This is a genomic window from Corynebacterium sp. Z-1 (assembly GCF_031844665.1).
In the GTDB taxonomy this organism is placed as follows: Bacteria; Actinomycetota; Actinomycetes; order Mycobacteriales; family Mycobacteriaceae; genus Corynebacterium; species Corynebacterium sanguinis.
In genome coordinates this window covers 1,695,770-1,715,696 of the sequence record NZ_CP134621.1, presented here as the reverse complement: position 1 = coordinate 1,715,696, position 19,927 = coordinate 1,695,770, and the positions used below count along the sequence as shown (strand labels likewise).

Here is a 19,927-nt window from a genome sequence, read left to right as displayed (position 1 = left end):
AAACGCGCCTGCCCCAACCTCTCGAACGAGTCCGCAATGCGGACTTTGAACCCAACGTCATAAGCATTGCCATAACCTACGTTTCCCCAGCTCAACGCACATGTCTGACCCCCTTGTTATAGTGCACCCATAACCGCATCGAACACTCGATCTAGTCACTTGGGGGAACCATGTCAACAACGATCACCGACCTCGACCATCATCAATCTCCGGGCGCAATCGTCGAGACGATTCAGCAAGGCTTCGGATCATTCACACGCAAGAAAGCCGCGGTGCTCATGGCCGTCGCGCTTTTCGACGCTCTCAAACTCGCAACCCGCTACGGTTCGCCATCCACTGCGCTGTGGATGGTCCGAACCCTGTCGTTGTCCAACTCAACCGCCCACGAGTACGTGAAAGTGGCTCGCGCAATGCTCGAATTCAACCTGATGTCGAGCGCCTTTCTAGAAGGCCGCATCTCTTATTCCAAGGTGCGTTTAATTCTGCCGCACATGACCGCCGAGAATGAAGCGGAATTGGTGGAGTTAGCCGCGTCGATGACCTACCACGAGCTGGAGCTCGCGTTGCTGCGCTACCGCAAATCGGGGGAAGGCCTCGCGCGCAAGTCGTATGTGCGCCTGAAAGCCCGCAGCGACGGAAGGATCGGCATGTGGGCCAACTTCAACGCCGCGGAGGGCGCGCGCGTGATGGCGGCGATGAAGGTGGGCGAGCTTGCCTTTCACGACGTCGATTGGGACGCGCTACGCGACCCCAGCGGGCAGATTGACAAGGGCAAGCTCGATGCCGAGATCGACGAGCGGACAGCCGGCTGCTCAGGCTTCGGCCTGCCCCTGGGGGAGGCCCTAGTCAGCGCGTTTATGGGCGTCGTCAACATCGCCTTGACGCGGCCGAAGAACCCCCTGCGCGCACCGGGAGCGCACGTCAACGTCGTGATGACCACCGACGGCGGCGCGTACCTTCCCAACAACCCTGGCGCATCGTCCGACGCGGTGAAAAACTTCCTCAGCAACGCGTCCTACAGTGTCAACCGGGTTGACGAGCACGGGCTCGTTCTCAATACGGGCCGCGCCTTCCGCCTCGCCAACGACGCCCAGGTCAACGCGCTAATGCTGATGTGGCGCGGGCAATGCGCAATGCCAGGGTGCAGCCACACGCGCTTCATGGAGATGCACCACATCCACGATTGGGCCGACGGCGGCGCGTCTGACCTGGATAATCTGCTGCCGCTGTGCTCGGCCTGCCACAGCCTCGTCACCGACGGGGCGGTCACCATCCGCAAGGAGCTGGGCGACATCCACTTCGTCTTCCCCGACGGCACCAGGTACGTCAGCCACAACCGCGCCCTGCCGGTGCGCGACGACGACGCTCTCACCCTCGAGGAGTTCAACTCGGCCGCGTGGTGCTAGCCGACGCGATCACGCCCACCACCCGCTCAAAATCGTCCTCACTCAAATGTCCGAAGCTCAGAAGGAGCCCATCGCTTATCGACGCCCCCACCACGCCACACTCTTCCAGCCACCCGACAAACCTGCCCTGCGCCGCAGGATCAGGAAACCGCACGACCATGTCAACACCAAGCGACCGCTCCTGCTGAATCGTCTCCGCCTCGAAGGCCCGCAGCGCGGGTAGCACGCACCGCGCAAGGGTCTCCTTGCGCTCGGCGAGCCGCTTGTGCGTGGCCTTGGTATTGCGCCGGACAAACCCGCCTTCGAGCAGGTGCGCAATCGCGTACTGCGTCACGGGCGACACCGGCATGCCCAAAGTGTCACGTGTCTCGCGGAGCCGATTGCTCGTGGCCGCGTCGGCCACAACGTAGCCCGCGCTGAGCTGCCGGCTCAGCAGGGTAGAGAAGGTGCCGAGAGCAATCACGCTGGCCTTCGAGGGCAGAGTGCCCAGAGTGGGCAGGGGAGATACGCGGTAGCGCAGCTCGCTGTTGAAGTCATCCTCGATGATGACGACGCCGCGCTCCGCGGCCCACTCCAGCAGCGCCGCGCGGCGGGTCGCCGGCATCGACCCGCCAATCGGGTAGAGGTGCGAAGGAGTCACCAGCAACGCGTCCAACCCCTCGGGCAAAGCGGAAACGACAAGCCCCCGCTCATCGGTCGCGCAGGACACCGCCGTGTGCCCAGCGAGAGGGATCACGTTGCGCAGACCAGGGTGTCCTGGCGTTTCCACGCCGACGTTGAGCGCGCGGCCCAGCGACATGAGGATGAGCAGCAAGCCCTCGCGCGACCCGCCGGTGACGAGCACACTATCGGGGTCGACGACGAGGCCACGCGCGAGGCGGAGGTGCTCGGCGATCGCGCGGCGCAGCTCGGGCTGCCCGGAACGATCCAATGCGGCTGGGGCAAAGGACGCCGCCTCGCGCCAAGCGCGGCGCCATGCGGCCGGGCGGATCGCGCCTGCCGTGCCCGCTGACGGTTTCAGAGATATGGGGCGATCAGCACGCGAGCGCCCAGGCACCGGGCGCGTGGGTGGGGGCGTCGATACGCGGCGCAGCTCGGGGTGGACCACCGTGGCCGCGCCTTGCGATGACTTCAGCAACCCCTCGGAAATGAGCTGGTCGTAGGCGGTGACGACACTGCCGCGAGAGACTCCGAGCTGGCCTGCGAGCTCGCGCGTGGACGGCACTCGGTCGCCGGCGGCGAGCTGGCCGGACGCGACGAGCCCGCGCATGCCGGACGCGATCTGCGCGGGGATGCTGGTGGGGTGGTGGCGGTCGACGCGAAACACAACTGGTCCAAAATAATCGGCAATAAGTGGCACTAGAAATCTACCAGTTCGCGCGCCACGATGGTTGTATGAGTGAAAACACAGTGAAGTCAGGTCTCGCCCAGATGCTGAAAGGTGGCGTGATTATGGACGTCGTCACGCCCGAGCAGGCGCGCGTTGCCGAGGACGCTGGAGCCGTGGCCGTCATGGCGCTCGAGCGGGTGCCCGCCGACATCCGCGCGCAGGGCGGCGTCGCCCGCATGTCGGACCCGGACCTCATCGAAGGCATCATCGAGGCCGTCGACATCCCCGTCATGGCCAAGGCCCGCATCGGGCACGTCATTGAGGCGCGGATCCTGGAACACCTCGGCGTGGACTACATCGACGAGTCCGAGGTACTGAGCCCCGCGGACTACGTCAACCACATCGACAAGCGCCCGTTCACCGTGCCGTTCGTCTGCGGCGCCACCAACCTCGGCGAGGCGCTGCGCCGCATCAACGAGGGCGCAGCGATGATCCGCTCCAAGGGCGAGGCTGGCACCGGCGATGTCTCCGAAGCCACCAAGCACATCCGCACCATCAAAGCCGAGATCGCTGGCCTGCAGTCGCTGTGGAACTCCAACCGCGACGAGCTCTACGTCGCGGCGAAGGAGCTGCAGGCGCCCTACGAGCTCGTCGCCCACGTCGCGGAGCACGGCGAGCTGCCGGTTGTCCTGTTCACCGCGGGTGGCGTCGCGACGCCCGCCGACGCGGCGCTGATGATGCAGCTCGGGGCGGACGGCGTCTTCGTCGGCTCGGGCATCTTCAAATCCGGCGACCCGGCCGCCCGCGCCGCCGCGATCGTCAAGGCCACCGCCGCCTGGGAGGACATCGCCGTGGTCACCGAGGCCTCGCGGGGCTTGGGCGAGGCGATGGTGGGCATCAACGTCGGCGACCTGCCCGCGCCGCACCGCCTCGCCGAGCGCGGATGGTAAGGATCGGGGTCCTCGCGCTCCAGGGCGGGGTGCGCGAGCACGTCGAGATGCTCGAAGACCTCGGCGCCGAGGTCACGCTGTTGCGCCGCGCCGCCGAGCTGGCCAGCCTCGACGGGGTCGTCATCCCCGGCGGCGAGTCCTCGACCATCGACCGCCTCATGCGCATTTTCTCGCTTGACGACGCGCTGCGCACCGCCCTGCACCACAGCACGCCCGTCCTCGGGACCTGCGCCGGGCTCATCACTCTGGCCACCGAGATCGTCGACCCCGCCCCTGGCCAGCGCAGCCTGGGGATCATCCCGATGCGGGTGCGCCGCAACGCCTTTGGCCGACAGGTCGACAGCGCCGTTGAGGCCATTGACAGCGCGTACGGCCAGGTCACGGCCGCCTACATCCGCGCGCCCGAGGTCGTCGCCGTCGGCGAGGGAGTAAAGGTCATCGCGACGAAAGGGGAGCGGATCGTCGGCGTGGAGACCGACAGCGCCCTGGCGGTGAGCTTCCACCCGGAGCTCACCGGCGACACCACCATTCACGCGCGGTTTTTGGACAAGGTAGCGTCGAGCGCATGACGCGCTACATGGGCACCGAAACGGAGTACGGGATCACGTCGCCAAGCGATTCGAGCTTGAGCCCCATCGTTACCTCCACCCACGCCGTGGTCGCGTACGCCGCGATGCACACCGGGGCGCGGGCGCGCTGGGACTACGAGGACGAGGCCCCGCTGAAAGACGCCCGGGGCTTTGACCTGCGCCGCTACCACACGGTGCCCATCGTCGACGCCAACGCGATCGGGGTGGCCAACGTGGTCACGTCCAACGGCGCGCGCTTCTACGTTGACCACGCGCACCCCGAGTACTCCTCGCCCGAGGTCTCCAACGCTTTCGACGCGATGATCTACGACGCCGCCGGCGACGTCGTCCTCGGCGAGGCCGCGGCCAGCATCGCCGAGCTCCACGCCCAGGGCGTGAGCGTGCTCAAGGACAAGGATCCCTGCCCGCCGCTGAAGTTCTACAAGAACAACGTCGACGGCAAGGGCGCGTCCTACGGCAGCCACGAAAACTACCAGTACTCGCGCCACACTGATTTCGGGGTGCTGGCCAAGGCGCTCATCCCGTTCTTCGTCACGCGCCAAGTCATCATCGGCGCAGGCCGCGTCGGTATTGGCCAGGAGGGCGAGCGCGACGGCTTCCAGATCTCACAGCGCGCGGACTACTTCGAGCAGGAGATCAGCCTGGAGACCACGCTCAACCGCGGCATCGTCAACACCCGCGACGAGCCGCACGCCAACGAAGAGCACTTCCGCCGCCTCCACGTCATCGTTGGTGACGCGAACATGAGCCAGTACTCGAACTTCGTCAAACTCGGCATGACCAAGCTCGTCCTCGACGCCATCGAGGGCGGCGTCAACTTTTCTGACCTCGCGCTAGCCAACCCCGTCGCCGAAATCAAAAACGTCTCGCACGACCCGAGCTGCACGCACGAGCTTTCGCTTATCGACGGCCGCACCCTAAGCGCCATCGACATCTTGCGCGTGTACCGCGAGAGGGTTGCCGCTGAAAGTGACGTCGATAAGCAAGTGCTTGAGCTGTGGGGCGAGCTTCTCGGCGACCTCGCGCGCGACCCGCTGAGCACCGCCGACCGCCTCGACTGGACCGCGAAATGGGCCCTGGTCAGCGCGTACCTGAAGCGCGGCGTAGACATCGCGGACCCGAAGCTGAAGGCGCTCGACCTGCAGTACGCCGACATCGACCCCGCAACCTCACTGCACCACGCGCTCGTGCGCAAGGGCAGGATGCGCACGCTTGTCGACACCGAGACGATCCGGCGCGCGGCCGTAACACCGCCGGATGACTCACGCGCCTACTTCCGCGGCACGGTCAGCTCCACGTTCGGCGACTCGATCCTCGCATCGAACTGGCAGGCCGTGCTATTTAACACCGACCAGGGCCCGTACAAGGTGCGCATCGACGACGTCGATGGCTTCACGCGCGCCGATGTCGGCGAGCTCATCGAATCCGCCGGGAGCGTCGACGAGCTTATTGCCGCCCTGAACCGTTAAGCTCTACACATGGCACAGCAGCAGATTCACGGTGGCTCCGGCGACGGCAACGTCAGCGAAGACGACGGCGCATTCGAGGCGGGCCAGGCGCAGCTCAACACGAGCGGCACCGACGACCTCCTCGACGAGATCGACGCGCTGTTGGACAACAACGCCGAGGAGTTCGTTCGCTCCTACGTGCAAAAGGGCGGCGAGTAGCCCATGTTCACGCGCCGCGTCATGGGCGTGGAAACGGAGTTCGGGGTCACTGCGTTTCGCGACGGCTCGCAGGTCTTAAGCCCCGAGGAGGTCGCGCGCTACCTGTTTCGCCCGGTCGTGTCGGCGCACCGCAGCTCCAACATTTTCGTCGACAACGCCTCACGGCTCTACCTCGATGTGGGCGCGCACCCCGAGTATGCCACCGCCGAGTGCGACTCCATTACACAGCTGCTCAACAGTGACAAGGCGGGCGAGCTGATCTTCGATCGCCTCTCCCGCACCGCCGAGGAGGCGCTCGCCGCGGACCGCATCGGCGGCGAGATCTACCTGTTTAAGAACAACGTGGACTCGCGCGGCAACTCCTACGGTGCCCACGAGAACTACCTGATTAGCCGCGAGCTCGCGCTCAAGCCGTTCTCGGTGCAGCTCATGCCGCACATGATCACCCGCCAGCTGATCTGCGGCGCGGGGCTGATTAAGAAGAACCGTTTCGTCATCTCGCAGCGCGCGGACCAGGTCTGGGAGGGTGTCTCCAGCGCCACCACGCGCACCCGCCCGATAATCAACACCCGCGACGAGCCCCACGGCGACTCGCACCGGTTCCGGCGCATGCACGTCATCGTCGGCGACTCGAACATGGCCGAGCCGACGTTCGCGCTGAAGATCGGCTCGACGCTGCTGGTTATCGAGATGCTCGAGGCCGGGTTCGCCATGCCCAACTTCGAGCTAGACAACCCCATCGAGCACATTCGGGACATCTCGGCCGACCCGACTGGGGCGACGGTGCTGCGGCTCAAGGACGGCTCCGCAGCCACCGCGCTCGAGGTGCAGCGCGGCATCTTTGAGGCCGCCCGCGCCTGGCTAGCCCAGCGCCCGGACGAGGGCACCCCTAACGCCGAGATGGCGCGCGTGGTGGACCTGTGGGGCCGCACCCTCGACGCGATCGAGACCAAGGACTTCAGCGGCGTGGACCAAGAAATCGACTGGGTGATCAAGCGCAAACTGCTCGAGCAGTTCAAAACGCGGCTGGGCTGCGACTGGGACCACCCGAAGTTGGCCCACGTCGACCTCGCCTACCACGACATCCGCCGGGAGCGCGGGCTCTTCTACCACCTGCAGCGCAAGGGGTTGGTCAAGCGCTGGACCACCGATGAGGCGATCGAACAGGCCACGACCACGGCTCCGCGCACCACCCGCGCGGCGCTGCGTGGGCGATTCCTTGCCGCGGCCCGGGAATCCGGCGCGTCGGTCAACGTCGACTGGGTGCACCTCAAGGTCAACCACCCCGAACCGCGCACGGTGGCCCTGTTCGATCCGTTTGCCACGGACGGCGAGGCCAGCGCGGACGTCGAAAAGCTGGTTGAATACATGCTCGAGAACCACCAGGAGGGCTGATGGCGAACGACGACCCCGCAATCGACCGGTTAACCAACCTGACCTTCGCCCTGCTCGGGACGCAGCGCCCCCGCGACTACGAGTGGGTGCGCGGCCGCGTCGAGGGCTACAAGGACTACGCCGACTCCGAGAAGGGGCGCGCATCCTTCCATCGCCAGCTCAACCGCGACATCCAGACCATTCGGCGCGCGGGCGTGCCGGCGCGGATGGAAAACGGGCTGGTGTGGGTGGACAAGGACGCCTACACGCTGCCGCCGATTGAGTTCACCGACGAAGAGGCCACCGTGCTGGGCCTGGCCGGCGATCTCGGGCGCGAGCGCAGCCTCGGCGCGTTCGCCCGGTCCGGGTGGACCAAGCTGGCCGCCTCGGGCGCGACGCGCTCCTTCGACAGCCCGGCACTGGCCAGCGTGGACAACGACGTGATGCGTCTTGATGCCGAAACGGTCAAAGGCGTCACCGCGTGCGTGCGCGCCAAGAAGCGGATGGTGTTCGACTACGCCCCTGCGCCCGCCGCGGACGTGCAACGCCGCGTCATGGACCCGTGGGGAATCGTGGCGCTGAACAACCGCGCCTACGTCGTCGGGTGGGACGCTGAGCGGGAGGCGGAGCGGGCGTTTCGCGCGATGCGGGTCAGCAACGTGCGCGTCACTTCCGCCGAGCGCTTCCACGCGGCGTCGCGCCCGCTTGCTGACGTAGTCAACGACATCCTGCGCGGGCCCGTCACTGACGCCCGCATCGGCGTCGCCACCTCGGCGTCCTTCGAGCTGGAGACCAAGGGCACGCGCGTCGGGGACGTCGTCGAGTTCGTCGGCGTCGAGCGCGATTGGCTTGTGCGCACCGTCGCCAGCGTTGCGCCCGATGTGTTCGAGATCGAACCCGACGACGTACGGCGAGACGTGATCGCGCTGCTGTCGGCAACCGTGGAGGCCAGCGATGAAGGATAGCCCAGCCAAGCTCGAGGGCCTCGTGCGCTCGCTCAACCTGATCCCGTACCTGCACAGCCACCGCGAGGCGACGCCGATGGAGATCGCGCGCGACCTCGGTTACTCCCACGAGGAGGTGATGCGCGACCTGACCAGGCTGTCGATGTCCGGCGTGGGCAGCGGGCCCGGGGAGCTGATCGACCTCGTGGCCAACTGGACCGGCATCACCGTCATCGACGACCAGGGCCTAAACAAGCCCCTGCGCTTGACTCCGACGGAGGCGAACGCCCTGCTACTCACTCTCGAATCGCTCGAAACCATGCCCGGCCTCGTCGATCAGGCTGCCGTCACCTCGGCGGCCGCGAAGCTGCGCGCGGCGATAAAGGGCCACAGTGTCGATGACACGGAGCCTGAGGTGGAGGCGTCGACAAGCGACGTGCACATCCTCACCGACGCGATCGCGCGCTCGCGCCAGCTGGAGATTGTCTACTACTCGGCGTCCTCGGGCACGACATCGACGCGCATCGTCTCACCGGCCTCGATCTTCCACCAGAACGGGCAGACTTACCTCCGCGCGTACGAGGAAGGCCTCGCCGAGGCGAAAAGCTTCCGGCTCGATCGCATCGTCAGCGCGCAGCTTCTCGACGCCCCCTCCAACGCCCCGAGCAACCCCACGGGCTTCGATCCGAACGACCCCTTCGGGTTCTCCACCCGCCGTCGGGCGGAGCTCGCCATCCGCCGCGACGCGACGTGGCTGGCCGACTACTTCGAAATCGAGCTCGACTCCGACCTCGGCAGCGGCGACTGGGTCCGCGCCACGATGGCCTACGGCAACGACGACTGGCTTATCCGGTTCTGTCTGAGCCAGGGCGATCGCGTTCGCTTGGTCGAACCTGGGAATCTGGCGCGCGAGACCGTTCGGCGCGCTCAAACCGGGGTGGATGGGTTAAGCTAAACCCTTAACGGCGCCCACTGAGGCGACAGCGACATTTTTGAAAGGAACCCCATGCCTAGCTTAGGTTGGCCGGAAATCCTCATTATCCTGGCGATCGTCCTGCTGCTCTTCGGAGCGAACAAGCTGCCGGATCTCGCCCGCTCGATGGGCCGTTCCGCTCGTATCTTCAAGAGCGAAGTCAACGAAATGCGTAACGACGACAAGCCCGCGCCCGTCCAGGCCGAGCTCCCGCAGGCCGCTCCTGAGACCCAGAGCGCGACCCAGATCGCCGATAACCAGCCCCGCCCGCAGAACTAAGTAGTCGTGGCTCGTGTCGTAACCGGCGGCAAGCGCCCGGCGAAGCGGAAGAAGGCGAAGAACCCCGACGGCAGCATGCCGTTGATGGAGCACCTCAAGGAGCTGCGGCGCCGAGTGGTCATATCCCTGGCGGCGCTGTTCGTCGGAACGGTGATCGGCTTCATCTGGTACCAAAACGCGCCATTCGGCCTGGCACCGCTCGGTGAGATCATCCGCGGCCCGTACTGCAACCTGCCGGAAGACCTGCGCGCTGATTTCACCGGCGACGGGCAGTGCCGCCTGCTGGCGACGACACCGTTCGAGATGTTCATGTTGCGGTTGAAGGTGGGCGCGCTGGCCGGCATCGTGCTCTCCTCGCCGATCTGGCTCACCCAAATCTGGGCGTTTATCACCCCGGGTCTGCACCGCAACGAGAAGCGCTACACCTTTGCGTTCGTCTCCCTCGCCGTGACGTTGTTCGTGCTGGGCGCGCTGTTGGCCTACTTCGTTTTGGACAAGGGCCTCTACGTGCTCATGTCCATCGGCGACGAGGTCCAGGTCGCGGCACTGACAGGCCGCGAGTACTACAACTTCCTGCTTTCGCTGATCGTCATCTTCGGTGTGAGCTTTGAGCTGCCGCTGATCATCGTGATGCTCAACCTCGCGGGGTTCCTACGTTACGACCACGTCAAAGACAAGCGCCGCATCATCATCCTCGGCCTGTTCATCTTCGCCGCGTTCATGACCCCGGGCCAGGACCCGTTCTCGATGATCGCGCTGGCCGTCGCGATGGTGGTGCTCGTCGAGCTGGCCTTCCAGTTCTGCCGCATCAACGACAAGCGCCGCAGGGTCGAGCGACCCGAGTGGATGGACCTTGACGACGAGGAGGCGTCCGGCCCCATCGCCGAGCCAGCCCCCGTCAGCGCCACGCCCGTCGTCCCACCTGAAGAGGACCACTTCAAAGACGTACTGTAGAGGGCATGTCAACGCCTTCACCGCAGACCCATTTCGACGAGTTTCGCGCTCACCAGGGCTTCGAGCTCGATGACTTCCAAGTGAAGGCCTGCCAGGCCGTAGAGCAGGACCGCGGCGTGCTCGTCTGCGCGCCGACGGGCTCCGGCAAGACCATCGTGGGGGAGTTCGCCGTGTCGCTGGCCCTGTCGCGCGGCACGAAGTGCTTCTACACCACTCCGATCAAGGCGCTGAGCAACCAGAAGTACCACGACCTCGTCGCCGAGCACGGTGAGGACGCTGTCGGTCTGCTCACCGGCGACGTGAGCATCAACGGCTCCGCCGAGGTGGTCGTGATGACGACCGAGGTGCTGCGAAACATGATCTACGCCGAGTCCCCGCAGCTAGCACTGCTTTCGCACGTGGTGATGGACGAGATCCACTACCTCGCCGACCGCGACCGCGGTGCCGTGTGGGAGGAGGTCATCTTGAACCTCGACGACTCCGTCAGCGTGATCGGCCTCTCGGCCACGGTGTCGAACTCCGAGGAGTTCGGCGAATGGCTGGCCACGGTGCGCGGCGACACGGCGGTGATCGTCTCCGAGCACCGCCCCGTGCCGCTGAGCCAGTACATGATGGTCGGGCGCAAGGTGTTCCCGCTGTTCGAGCCGGGCACCGACGGCCGCGTCAACCGGGACCTCGAGTACGCCATCGAGCGCATCGAGTCCGGCCGCGCCGAGGAGGGCCGCCGCGACTTCGAGGAGGGCAGGGGATTTCGCTCGCGCGCTGCTGGACGACGCTCCGGGCGCGAGCGCCCCGTCGACCGCACCAAACCCGTCGGCCGCCCCGAGGTCGTCTCGGCGCTGCAGGGACGCGACATGCTCCCGGCGATCGTGTTCATCTTCTCCCGCGCCGGTTGCGACGGCGCCCTGTTCCAGTGCCTGCGCTCGCGCAAGGAGCTGACCACGCCGGAGGAGCAGGAGCGCATTGCGGAGATCGTCGATAAGGGCATCAAGGGCATCCCCGACGAGGACCTGCAGGTGCTCAACTACCGCCAGCTGCGCACCGCCTGGATGCGCGGGTTTGCCTCCCACCACGCCGGGCTTCTGCCCGCGTTCAAGCACATCGTCGAGGAGCTGTTCGTCCAGGGACTCGTGCGCGTCGTCTTCGCCACCGAAACCCTCGCCCTGGGCATCAACATGCCGGCGCGCACCGTGGTGCTGGAGAAGCTGGTCAAGTTCAACGGCGAGGCGCACGTCGACCTCACGCCGGGCCAATACACTCAGCTCACGGGGCGAGCCGGGCGCCGCGGCATCGACCCCATCGGCAACGCGGTGGTGCAGTGGGCGCCGGCGATGGATCCCCGCGAGGTCGCGGGGCTGGCGTCGACACGCACCTACCCGCTGATCTCGCCGTTTACCCCGGGCTACAACATGGCGATCAACATGCTGAAGATGAACGGCTTCGACGCCTCGATCCGGCTGGTGGAGCAGTCGTTTGCGCAGTTCCAGACCGATCGCTCCGTCGTCGGCGAGGTGCGCGAGATCGAGCGGCTCCGCGCGAAGGTGGGCTCGCTTCGCGAACAGCTGGAGCGCGACATCGCCTCCTTCGCCCCGCCCTCGGATGATCCCGCAGCGGACTTGGTCGACTACCTGCAGCTGCGCCGCGAGCTGACCGAGGCGGAGAAAAAAGCCCGCGCCGCGGCGCTCACCGACCGCCACACCGAGACCGTCAAGCTCTTAGCCCGCCTGCAGGTGGGCGAGGTGATCGCCCTGCCCGGCAAGAAGAAGCCCGAGCTCGCCGCCGTGGTTCAGGCCGCCGGCAAGCACGACGACCCGCGCCCCTGGGTCACCACCGAGCGCGGCTGGTCCGGACGGATCGACGCCTCGGCGTTTCGCAACACGCCGGTGGTGGTCGGCCGGGTCAAAATCCCGCGCCACCTCGCGGACCAGCCGCGCCGCCACGCGCGCAAGGTCGTCAGCCTGATTCAGCGCGGCAACTTCACGTCGCCGCGCAAGCTGAAAGAGCAGGCGCGAGTGCGGCCGTCGAAACGCGTCACGGCTCTGCGCGAGGCGATCCGCGAGCACCCCGTGCACGCCTGGCCCGCGACCGACCGCGAGATGCTGGCGCGCGTGGGCGAGCAGCTCGTCCGCGAGCAGCGCCGCCTGGAGAAGACGCAGCGCGCGGTCGATTCTTCCACCGATTCGCTCGGCCGCACCTTCGAGCGCATCATCGGGCTGCTCACGGAGATGGACTACGTCGAGATCGTCGACGGCGAGCCCCAGGTGACCGAGGAGGGCGAGCGCCTCGCCTCCATCCACAGCGTCGCGGACCTGCTGGTCGCGCAGTGCCTCAAGCGCGGTGTGTGGGACTCGCTCGACCCGGCCGAGCTCGCGGGCGTGGCGTCGATGTGCGTGTTCGAAAACCGCAAGTCCATTTTCGGCTCGCCGGAGGTGCCCACGGAGCCGATGGCGGTGGCGATGAACGCAACCATGCGCATCTACAACGAGCTCGTCTCCGACGAGCAGCGCCACCAGCTGCCGGTCTCACGCATGCCGGACGCGAGCTTTAGCCTGTCGGTGCACCAGTGGACGGCCGGCGCGCCGCTGGGCTACTGCCTCGCCGCGGCGGCGGAGTCCGGCGCGGAGCTCACCCCGGGTGACTTCGTGCGCTGGTGCCGCCAGGTCATTGACCTGCTCGAGCAGGTGGTGAAGACCGGCTACAACCCGGAGATCCGTCACTCGGCGAACAAGGCCATCGACGCAATCCGCCGCGGCGTCGTCGCCATCGGCAGCTAGCGCGCGTGCTTGTCGACGCTCTCGCGCACGCGGTCGTCGATAAGCGACACCGTGGCCACACCCAAGTTGACGCCGAAGGGGTCGAGGATGAGCGACTGGACGGCGAAGACCTTGCCGTCGGCGATAACCGGCCCGCCCGAGTCGCCCTTGACGGCTGGGGTGGTGTTGAAAATCACGCCGGCGGGTTGGACGACGGTGCGCAGGTTGCGCGACAGCGCGAACGGCAGGGTGCTTAAGAAACGCCCGTCGCGGGCCGCAGGGTGGCTCAGCTTCCCGCCGAACCCGAAGGTCGCGGTGTGCGCGAAGGCGGGCGGCGCGGTTCCGAGGGTGGGGAAGACGGTGTCATCGTCCACACGGACCTTGGAGACGGTAGCGAGCGCGATGTCGGTCCCGGCGATCACCTCGAGGTCTTTGACCCTGCGGCGAGTGCCGGCGACGTAGACGTTGACCAGGCGATCCACGCCACGGAAGAAGTGGGCGCAGGTGAGCACCGTCGTCGGCGAGAGCAGCACCCCGGAGCAGTATCCGCCGGGGTGGGCAAGCCTGGCTACGAGGTGAGTACGCACGAGCGCCGAGTGTAGCGTGGAACAATGAACGATTTCAGACTTCAGAAGGCGCAGCGCCTTGTCGCCGAAGCGGGTCTGGCGGGGCTGATCGTCGGGCCGGGCACCGAGCTGTTCTACCTCACGGGCCTGCACATCGACTCCCACGAGAGGCTGTCGGCGCTGGTCGTGCCGGCCACCGGCGAGGCGCGGCTCGTTGTGCCAGCGACCGACGCCGCAAGCGTTTTCACCGCGCTGCCCATCGTCTCCTGGCGCGACGGCGAGGACCCCTATGAGCTGTGTGCACAGATAACCGGCGAGGGCGTTATCGGGCTTGGCACCGCGCTGACGACGGACCACGTGCTCAAGCTGCAGGCCCTCGCGCCGCGCACCGTGTTGGCCCAGGACGTGCTCGCCGAGCTATTTATGGTCAAGGAACCCGGCGAGGTCGCGCAGCTGCGCGCCGCCGCCGAAGCCATCGACCGCGTCCACGCCCGCGTGCCCGAGCTCCTCGCCCCGGGGCGCACGGAGCAGGAGGTCGCGGCGGAGCTTGAGCGGCTCATTGCCGCGGAGCACGCCAGCGTCGATTTCGTCATCGTCGGCTCCGGGCCCAACGGGGCGAACCCCCACCACGACTTCTCCTCGCGCGTGCTGGAGCCGGGCGACCCGGTCGTAGTCGACATCGGCGGCGCGTTCGCCTCCGGGTACCGCTCCGACTGTACCCGCACCTACCAGGTGCCGGGGGAGCGCGATGACGCGTTCGACGCCGCCTACGCCGTTCTCCAGGAGGCCTTCGACGCCGCCATTGCGGCGGTGCGCCCCGGCGTGGCCGCACACGAGATCGACGCGGCCGCGCGGCGCGTGATCACGCTTGCGGGGTACGGCGAGCACTTCTTCCACCGCACGGGCCACGGCATCGGGCTTGACACCCACGAGCCGCCCTACATCGTTGGTGGCAATGACCAGGTGATCCGGGAGAACATGGCGTTTTCCGTCGAGCCCGGCATCTACGTGGCGGGGCAGTGGGGGATGCGCATCGAGGACATCGTCGTGGTCACCGCTGACGGCTGCGAGCAGCTCAACCGCCAGCCAAGGACGTTGGGGTAGAGCCATGGCACAGAATCAAGGGACGATGCTCCTGCTTGGAGCGAACAGCGACATCGGCGGCGAGATCGCCGTGCGGATGTGCCAGGGCAGGGTAGTGGTGCTCGCGGGACGCGACCGGGCACGTGCTGTGGGCGTCGAGAAGCGATTGCTCGATGCTGGGGCCCGCGAGGTGCGCTTTCGCGAGTTCGAGGCGACCGACCTGGACTCGCACCGCCCGCTGATCGAGGCCGCCGGCGATGTCACCACCGCGATCGTCGCCTTCGGCATTCTCGGCGACCAGCAGCTCGCGGAGCGTGACGAGCGCGAGGCGGCGCGCATCGCCACTATCGACTACCTCGCGCAGGTCAACGCGCTGACCGTGCTTACCGACGTCATGACGCGCGGCGAGATCTTCGCGTTTTCCTCCATCGCCGGCTGGCGGGCGCGGCGCGCGAACTACGTCTACGGCTCCACCAAGGCGGGTCTCGACTTTTTCTGCCAGGGCCTGACCGACAGGCTGCACGGCACCGAGCTCAACCTGATCACCGCGCGCCCCGGGTTCGTCATCGGCTCTATGACGGAGGGCATGACCCCGGCGCCGATGTCCGTGCGCCCGGCCAACGTCGCCGACGCGGTCGTGGCAGCGGCGGCCAAGTCCAAGAGCACGACGCTATGGATCCCGCGCCGACTCGCCCTGCTTTCCGCCATAATGGCGATCGTGCCGCGACCCGTGTGGCGCCGCATGCCTCGATAGGAGAACACCACCATGATTGCCCAGCTCGCCCGCACGCTCGCGCCGTTTGTCGTCGACGCCGTCAACCTCAACCCAGGCACCGACCCCGAGTTCGGCCAGGCCACCTGGGTCAGCGGCATGACCCCGGGCACGCTGATCAACGCCGTCGAGATCTCGCCGGTTGGCTTGGGCACGAGGCTTAACGACGCCTCCTCGTGGCGCATCGACTACGCCACCTGCGACTCCGAGCGGCGCGTCCTCACCGCCACCGGCGCGGTGTACCGCTCGCACGTGCCGTGGGCGAAAAACACGCCAAGGCCCACCATCGCCTTCGCGCCCTCAACCCAGGGCGTGGCGCCGCGCTGCGACCCCTCGTACTCGTGCACGGTCGGTGTTGCGCTGCGCACCCGGCCGTTCGACATCATCGCCGCCCACGAGCAGCCCGTGATCAACTTCATGCTTGCGCTCGGGTGCAACGTCGTCCTCACGGACTACCCGCGCCACCCCGAGGGCAACGTGCAGTTTTACTGCGACCACGCCTCGGGCGCGAGGGCGCTGGCTGACGCCGTGAGGGCGTCGACAAGCTTGGGCGTTGGCACCGACAACCTCGGTCTGTGGGGTTTTTCCCAAGGCGGGGGAGCGATCGGCGCCTGGCTGGAGCAGCCGGAATACGCCCCCGAGCTGCAGCCGTTGGCCGCGGTGGTCGGCTCGGCGCCCGCGGATCTCGCCGCGGTGCTTAAGCACGTCGACGGCGCGATGCCCGCGGCGGTGATCCTCTACGCCGTCGCCGGGATGCTCGCCTCCGACCCGGACGCGTTCGCCGACCTCACGCCTGAGCTGTCCGACGAGGGGCTAGCCGCGATCGCGTTCGGCGCGCAGGTCTGCGGGCCGGGCGCGGTGATGAAGTACCGGTACACCCGCACGGAAAAGTGGACCACCTCCGGCGTCCCGCTCGGTGAGCTGCTCGACCGCAACCCTGCATCCAGCGAGTTCCTCGACCGCATGGCGCTGGGCAACCGGGAGCCCGTGCGGATTCCGCTTCGGCTGTGGGGATCGAAGAACGACGACGTTATTCCGTTTGGCGGTTCCCAGCGCCTCGCTGAGAAGTGGGGGGTGGAGCTTCATAACCACCCGTGGCCGAAAATTCCGGGACGGATGGGGCTGAACCATTTCATGCCCTACTTCGCCAACGCGCCGCGTGACGCGAAATGGCTTCTCGGACAGTTGGGCGGGTAGTCTGGCCGCATGCGCCTGATCTTGTTCGCTTACTTTCTAGTCGAGGTCCTCGCGTTTCTCGGTGTCGCTAAGCTGATCGGCATCGGCTGGGCCTTCGTCGCCGTCTTCGCGCTGATGGTCATCGGCGGTCTGGCCGCCAACATCGCGCTGCGCAACTCCGTGCGTAAGGCGGCGCAGGGGCGCTCGAGCCTGGGCACACTGGCGGGCGATTCCGCGATCCTCGTCGCCGGCTGGGTACTCACCATCCTCCCGGGGTTTGTCTCCTCGTTGATCGGCCTGATCATGGTGTTCGGCCCGACCCGTGCCCTGCTGCGGCGCGGGCTGTCGGCGAAGGTGCAGCGCGCCGTGGAGGATTTCGGTGTGCGCGCCTACACGGTCTCGCCGATGTCGCAGGTACACGATTCTTACGGCAGCTTTACCGCGCCGACCGACGCCGACGAGCTGGAGAAGCTCTACCGGATGGACAGCGTCGACCCGCACCACCGCCCCGGGGATAACCCGGAGGGCCGCACCCAGTGAGAGCCTTCTTCCGCTTCACCCTCGCCGCCGCCTCCGGAGCGGCCGTGTACTACTCCTACGAGCCGCACGGGTTGTGGTTCGCGGCGATTTTCGGGATAGCGCTTTTTTACTTCGCTCTGGCGCCGTGGCCGAGCTCGTGGAGCCGCTGGATCGGTCCCGCGTCCGGCGAGCGCCCCGGCCCCTCCGGTGGCTTCGGCGCGCTGCTCGGTTTCACCCACGCGCTGTTCTGTTACCTCTACCTCCTGCCGTGGATCGGCGAGTTCGTGGGCACCATGCCGTACGTGGCGCTCGCGATCGCGTGCGCCCTCTACGCCATCCCCACCGGCATCTTCGGTGTGCTCGCCGCACGTCAGCGCTGGGGTTTCGCGGTGTTCCCGCTGATCTACCTGGCCGTCGAGTGGGCCCGCTCGTCGTTCCCCTTCGGCGGCTTTCCGTGGGTGCGCTTGGCGTGGGGCCAGATCAACGGCCCTCTCGCCAACCTGGCCGCCTATGGGGGCCCAGCGCTAGTCACACTGGCGACAACGCTGGTGGGCTGCGGTCTGGTTGCTGTGCTGTTTCGCCACCGCGCTGCGGGCGCCGTCGCCGTCATCGCGCCGCTAGCTCTCGGGCTCCTCGCGCAGATCGGCGTCGGCACCGAGCGGGGAGTGGTCGGCGAGGTGACCGCCTCCGCCGTGCAGGGCAACGTGCCGCGCATGGGGCTTGACTTCAACGCGCAGCGCCGCGCAGTCTTGGCCAATCACGTTAACGAGACGATCGCGCTCGCGGAGTCCGGTGCCAACCCGGACATCGTCATCTGGCCGGAGAACGCCTCCGACGTCAACCCGTTCACCGACCCCGAGGCCGCCGCGATTATCAACGTCGCCGTGCAGCGCATCGACGCCCCCGTGCTGGTGGGCACCTTGACACGCGACGAGGTCGGTCAGCGTAACACCATGGTCGTCTTCGACCCGGAAACCTGGACGGGGGACTACCACCACAAGAAATACCTCCAGCCCTTCGGCGAGTACATGCCGATGCGCGATTTCTTCCGCAACTTCTCCGAGTACGTCGACATGGCTGGCGACTTCAAGCCGGGCAGCGGCAACGGCGTGGTCGACATGCGCGACGTAAGGGTCGGTATCGCGACCTGCTACGAGGTCGCCGTCGACGAGGCCTACCGCACCGCGGTGCGAAACGGCGCGACCATTCTGGCGACGCCGACGAACAACGCGACGTTCGGGTTTACCGATATGACGTACCAGCAGCTCGCGATGAGCCGCATGCGCGCGATCGAGACGGATCGCGCCGTCGTCGTGGCAGCCACCTCGGGCGTGTCGGCCATCGTCCATCCGGACGGTCGCGTCTCCCAGCACACAGAGATTTTTGAGCCCGCGCACCTCACCGAGGACCTTCCGCTCAAAGACACGGTGACCCCGGCCGTCCGCATCGGCCGGTACTTCGAGTGGATCGCGGTCGCGGCGGGCGTCGTCGCGATGATCGCCGCGTGGGCTGCGTCACGACGCGAGTATGATGCAAAGAAGCGTCCTAACACTTAAAAACCCCAAGGAGATGTAGCCGTGGCGAACAACACTGTCGTGATCATTCCGACCTACAACGAGGTGGAGAACCTCCCCCTGATCGTCGATCGGGTCCTCAGCACGACTTCGCCGGTCGACGTCGTCATCGTCGACGACAATTCCCCGGACGGCACCGGCTCCAAGGCCGACGAGCTCGCTGCGGCACACGACGAGGTTCATGTCGTGCACCGCGCCGGTAAGGAAGGCCTGCTGGCGGCGTACCGCGAGGGCTTCAACTGGGCGCTCGAGCACGATTACGACGTGATCTGCCAGATGGACGCCGACGGCTCGCACGCGCCCGAGGAGCTCGAGATGCTCCTTGCTGAGATCGACAACGGCGCCGACCTGGTCATCGGCTCACGCTACGTCGAGGACGGCGAGGTTAAGGACTGGCCCCGCGAGCGCTACCTCCTGTCCAAGGCCGGCAACCGCTACATTTCGCTCGTGCTTGGCGACGACATCGCCGACATGACCGCCGGCTACCGCGCATTCCGCCACGAGCTGCTCGAAGACCTGGACCTCGACTCTCTTTCGGACAAGGGCTACATCTTCCAGGCGGAGATCGCGCACCGCGCGTTGCAGGCTGGCTACGACGTGCGCGAGGTGCCCATCACGTTCACCGACCGCACCCTCGGCGAATCCAAGCTCGACGCGAGCTTCGCCGGGCAGTCCCTGGCCGAGGTGACCAAGTGGGCGGCGGCCGAGAAGTCCGAGCTGCTTCGCGAAGGCGCCAAGGAGGCCAGCCGTTTTGTCCGCTCCGAACTGGACAACTCGAGCCTGCCGAAGTGGAAGCGCGAGATTGAGCACGCCCCGGAGGTCATCGTCAACGTCATCGGAGAGAGCGCGAAGCTGGCCCGCTACCAGCTGGACAAGTCCGGCGTTCGTGAGCTCCCGGCTAAGGCTGCCCGGGCGGCTGACAATTTCGTGGGCCTGATCCGCGAGGGTCTCAGGATCGCGGACTACGAGAAGAACCACGGGTAGGAGCACGCAAGACAAAGCCCAGCTGCACGAACA

The 19,927-nt window shown here is 66.9% G+C and carries 19 protein-coding genes; 17 read left to right on the top strand and 2 right to left on the bottom strand.

Annotated elements, in window-relative coordinates; translation table 11 throughout:
• Positions 1-170: 170 nt before the first annotated feature.
• Positions 171-1,406 (top strand): HNH endonuclease signature motif containing protein, encoded by a 1,236-nt coding sequence (locus RIU96_RS08350; RefSeq protein ID WP_311204876.1) that lies wholly within the window; start codon positions 171-173, stop codon positions 1,404-1,406.
• Here RIU96_RS08350 and RIU96_RS08345 read toward each other — a convergent pair.
• A complete protein-coding gene (locus RIU96_RS08345; RefSeq protein ID WP_259801678.1) occupies positions 1,384-2,733 on the bottom strand; it encodes a MocR-like pyridoxine biosynthesis transcription factor PdxR in 1,350 nt (449 codons plus the stop codon). The genes RIU96_RS08350 and RIU96_RS08345 overlap by 23 nt on opposite strands.
• A gap of 68 nt (positions 2,734-2,801) precedes the next feature.
• Between RIU96_RS08345 and pdxS the strand changes: the two genes are divergently transcribed.
• From pdxS to RIU96_RS08295, 10 genes are all read left to right on the top strand, one after another.
• Positions 2,802-3,686, top strand: a complete 885-nt coding sequence (gene pdxS / locus RIU96_RS08340) for a pyridoxal 5'-phosphate synthase lyase subunit PdxS (RefSeq protein WP_144318273.1) — start codon at positions 2,802-2,804, stop codon at positions 3,684-3,686.
• 2 nt (positions 3,687-3,688) lie between these two features.
• On the top strand, positions 3,689-4,255 hold the full coding sequence (pdxT, locus tag RIU96_RS08335; protein ID WP_259790503.1) for a pyridoxal 5'-phosphate synthase glutaminase subunit PdxT: 567 nt from the start codon (positions 3,689-3,691) through the stop codon (positions 4,253-4,255).
• Positions 4,252-5,745 carry a depupylase/deamidase Dop gene (gene dop / locus RIU96_RS08330; RefSeq protein WP_259790467.1) on the top strand — a complete coding sequence of 498 codons (1,494 nt, stop codon included), beginning with the start codon at positions 4,252-4,254 and terminating at the stop codon, positions 5,743-5,745. The genes pdxT and dop overlap by 4 nt, the downstream gene beginning before the upstream one ends.
• 9 nt (positions 5,746-5,754) lie before the next feature.
• Positions 5,755-5,943, top strand: a complete 189-nt coding sequence (locus RIU96_RS08325) for a ubiquitin-like protein Pup (RefSeq protein ID WP_259787984.1) — start codon at positions 5,755-5,757, stop codon at positions 5,941-5,943.
• Between the two features lie 3 nt (positions 5,944-5,946).
• Positions 5,947-7,338: a Pup--protein ligase gene (gene pafA, locus RIU96_RS08320; protein ID WP_144778981.1), complete on the top strand. Its 1,392-nt coding sequence runs from the start codon at positions 5,947-5,949 to the stop codon at positions 7,336-7,338.
• Entirely contained in the window at positions 7,338-8,282 is a 945-nt protein-coding gene (locus RIU96_RS08315) for a helix-turn-helix transcriptional regulator (protein WP_136648467.1), read from the top strand. The genes pafA and RIU96_RS08315 overlap by 1 nt, the downstream gene beginning before the upstream one ends.
• A complete protein-coding gene (locus RIU96_RS08310) occupies positions 8,272-9,216 on the top strand; it encodes a helix-turn-helix transcriptional regulator (protein ID WP_144778983.1) in 945 nt (314 codons plus the stop codon). The genes RIU96_RS08315 and RIU96_RS08310 overlap by 11 nt, the downstream gene beginning before the upstream one ends.
• A gap of 51 nt (positions 9,217-9,267) precedes the next feature.
• Positions 9,268-9,513, top strand: coding sequence for a Sec-independent protein translocase subunit TatA (tatA, locus tag RIU96_RS08305; RefSeq protein WP_144741229.1), 246 nt, complete (start codon positions 9,268-9,270; stop codon positions 9,511-9,513).
• 75 nt (positions 9,514-9,588) lie between these two features.
• Complete coding sequence (tatC, locus tag RIU96_RS08300; protein WP_144741368.1) at positions 9,589-10,467, top strand: twin-arginine translocase subunit TatC; 879 nt, start codon at positions 9,589-9,591, stop codon at positions 10,465-10,467.
• 5 nt (positions 10,468-10,472) lie between these two features.
• Positions 10,473-13,241: a DEAD/DEAH box helicase gene (locus tag RIU96_RS08295; protein ID WP_144741226.1), complete on the top strand. Its 2,769-nt coding sequence runs from the start codon at positions 10,473-10,475 to the stop codon at positions 13,239-13,241.
• Here the strand turns inward: RIU96_RS08295 and RIU96_RS08290 are convergent.
• Positions 13,238-13,807 carry a S1 family peptidase gene (locus tag RIU96_RS08290; RefSeq protein ID WP_136648474.1) on the bottom strand — a complete coding sequence of 190 codons (570 nt, stop codon included), beginning with the start codon at positions 13,805-13,807 and terminating at the stop codon, positions 13,238-13,240. The two genes, RIU96_RS08295 and RIU96_RS08290, sit on opposite strands and share 4 nt — an antisense overlap.
• Positions 13,808-13,831: 24 nt before the next feature.
• Here RIU96_RS08290 and RIU96_RS08285 point away from each other — a divergent pair, with 24 nt between their 5' ends.
• The 6 genes from RIU96_RS08285 to RIU96_RS08260 are packed head-to-tail and all read left to right on the top strand — an operon-like array spanning position 13,832 to position 19,894.
• Positions 13,832-14,890, top strand: coding sequence for a M24 family metallopeptidase (locus RIU96_RS08285; protein ID WP_144741223.1), 1,059 nt, complete (start codon positions 13,832-13,834; stop codon positions 14,888-14,890).
• 4 nt (positions 14,891-14,894) lie between these two features.
• Positions 14,895-15,623, top strand: a complete 729-nt coding sequence (locus RIU96_RS08280; protein ID WP_144741220.1) for an SDR family NAD(P)-dependent oxidoreductase — start codon at positions 14,895-14,897, stop codon at positions 15,621-15,623.
• Between the two features lie 12 nt (positions 15,624-15,635).
• On the top strand, positions 15,636-16,838 hold the full coding sequence (locus RIU96_RS08275) for a lipase family protein (protein ID WP_144741217.1): 1,203 nt from the start codon (positions 15,636-15,638) through the stop codon (positions 16,836-16,838).
• Between the two features lie 9 nt (positions 16,839-16,847).
• Positions 16,848-17,357, top strand: a complete 510-nt coding sequence (locus tag RIU96_RS08270) for an FxsA family protein (protein ID WP_136648480.1) — start codon at positions 16,848-16,850, stop codon at positions 17,355-17,357.
• Entirely contained in the window at positions 17,354-18,892 is a 1,539-nt protein-coding gene (lnt, locus tag RIU96_RS08265; RefSeq protein WP_259809922.1) for an apolipoprotein N-acyltransferase, read from the top strand. The genes RIU96_RS08270 and lnt overlap by 4 nt, the downstream gene beginning before the upstream one ends.
• Before the next feature lie 21 nt (positions 18,893-18,913).
• Entirely contained in the window at positions 18,914-19,894 is a 981-nt protein-coding gene (locus tag RIU96_RS08260; RefSeq protein WP_136648484.1) for a polyprenol monophosphomannose synthase, read from the top strand.
• Positions 19,895-19,927 lie beyond the last annotated feature (33 nt).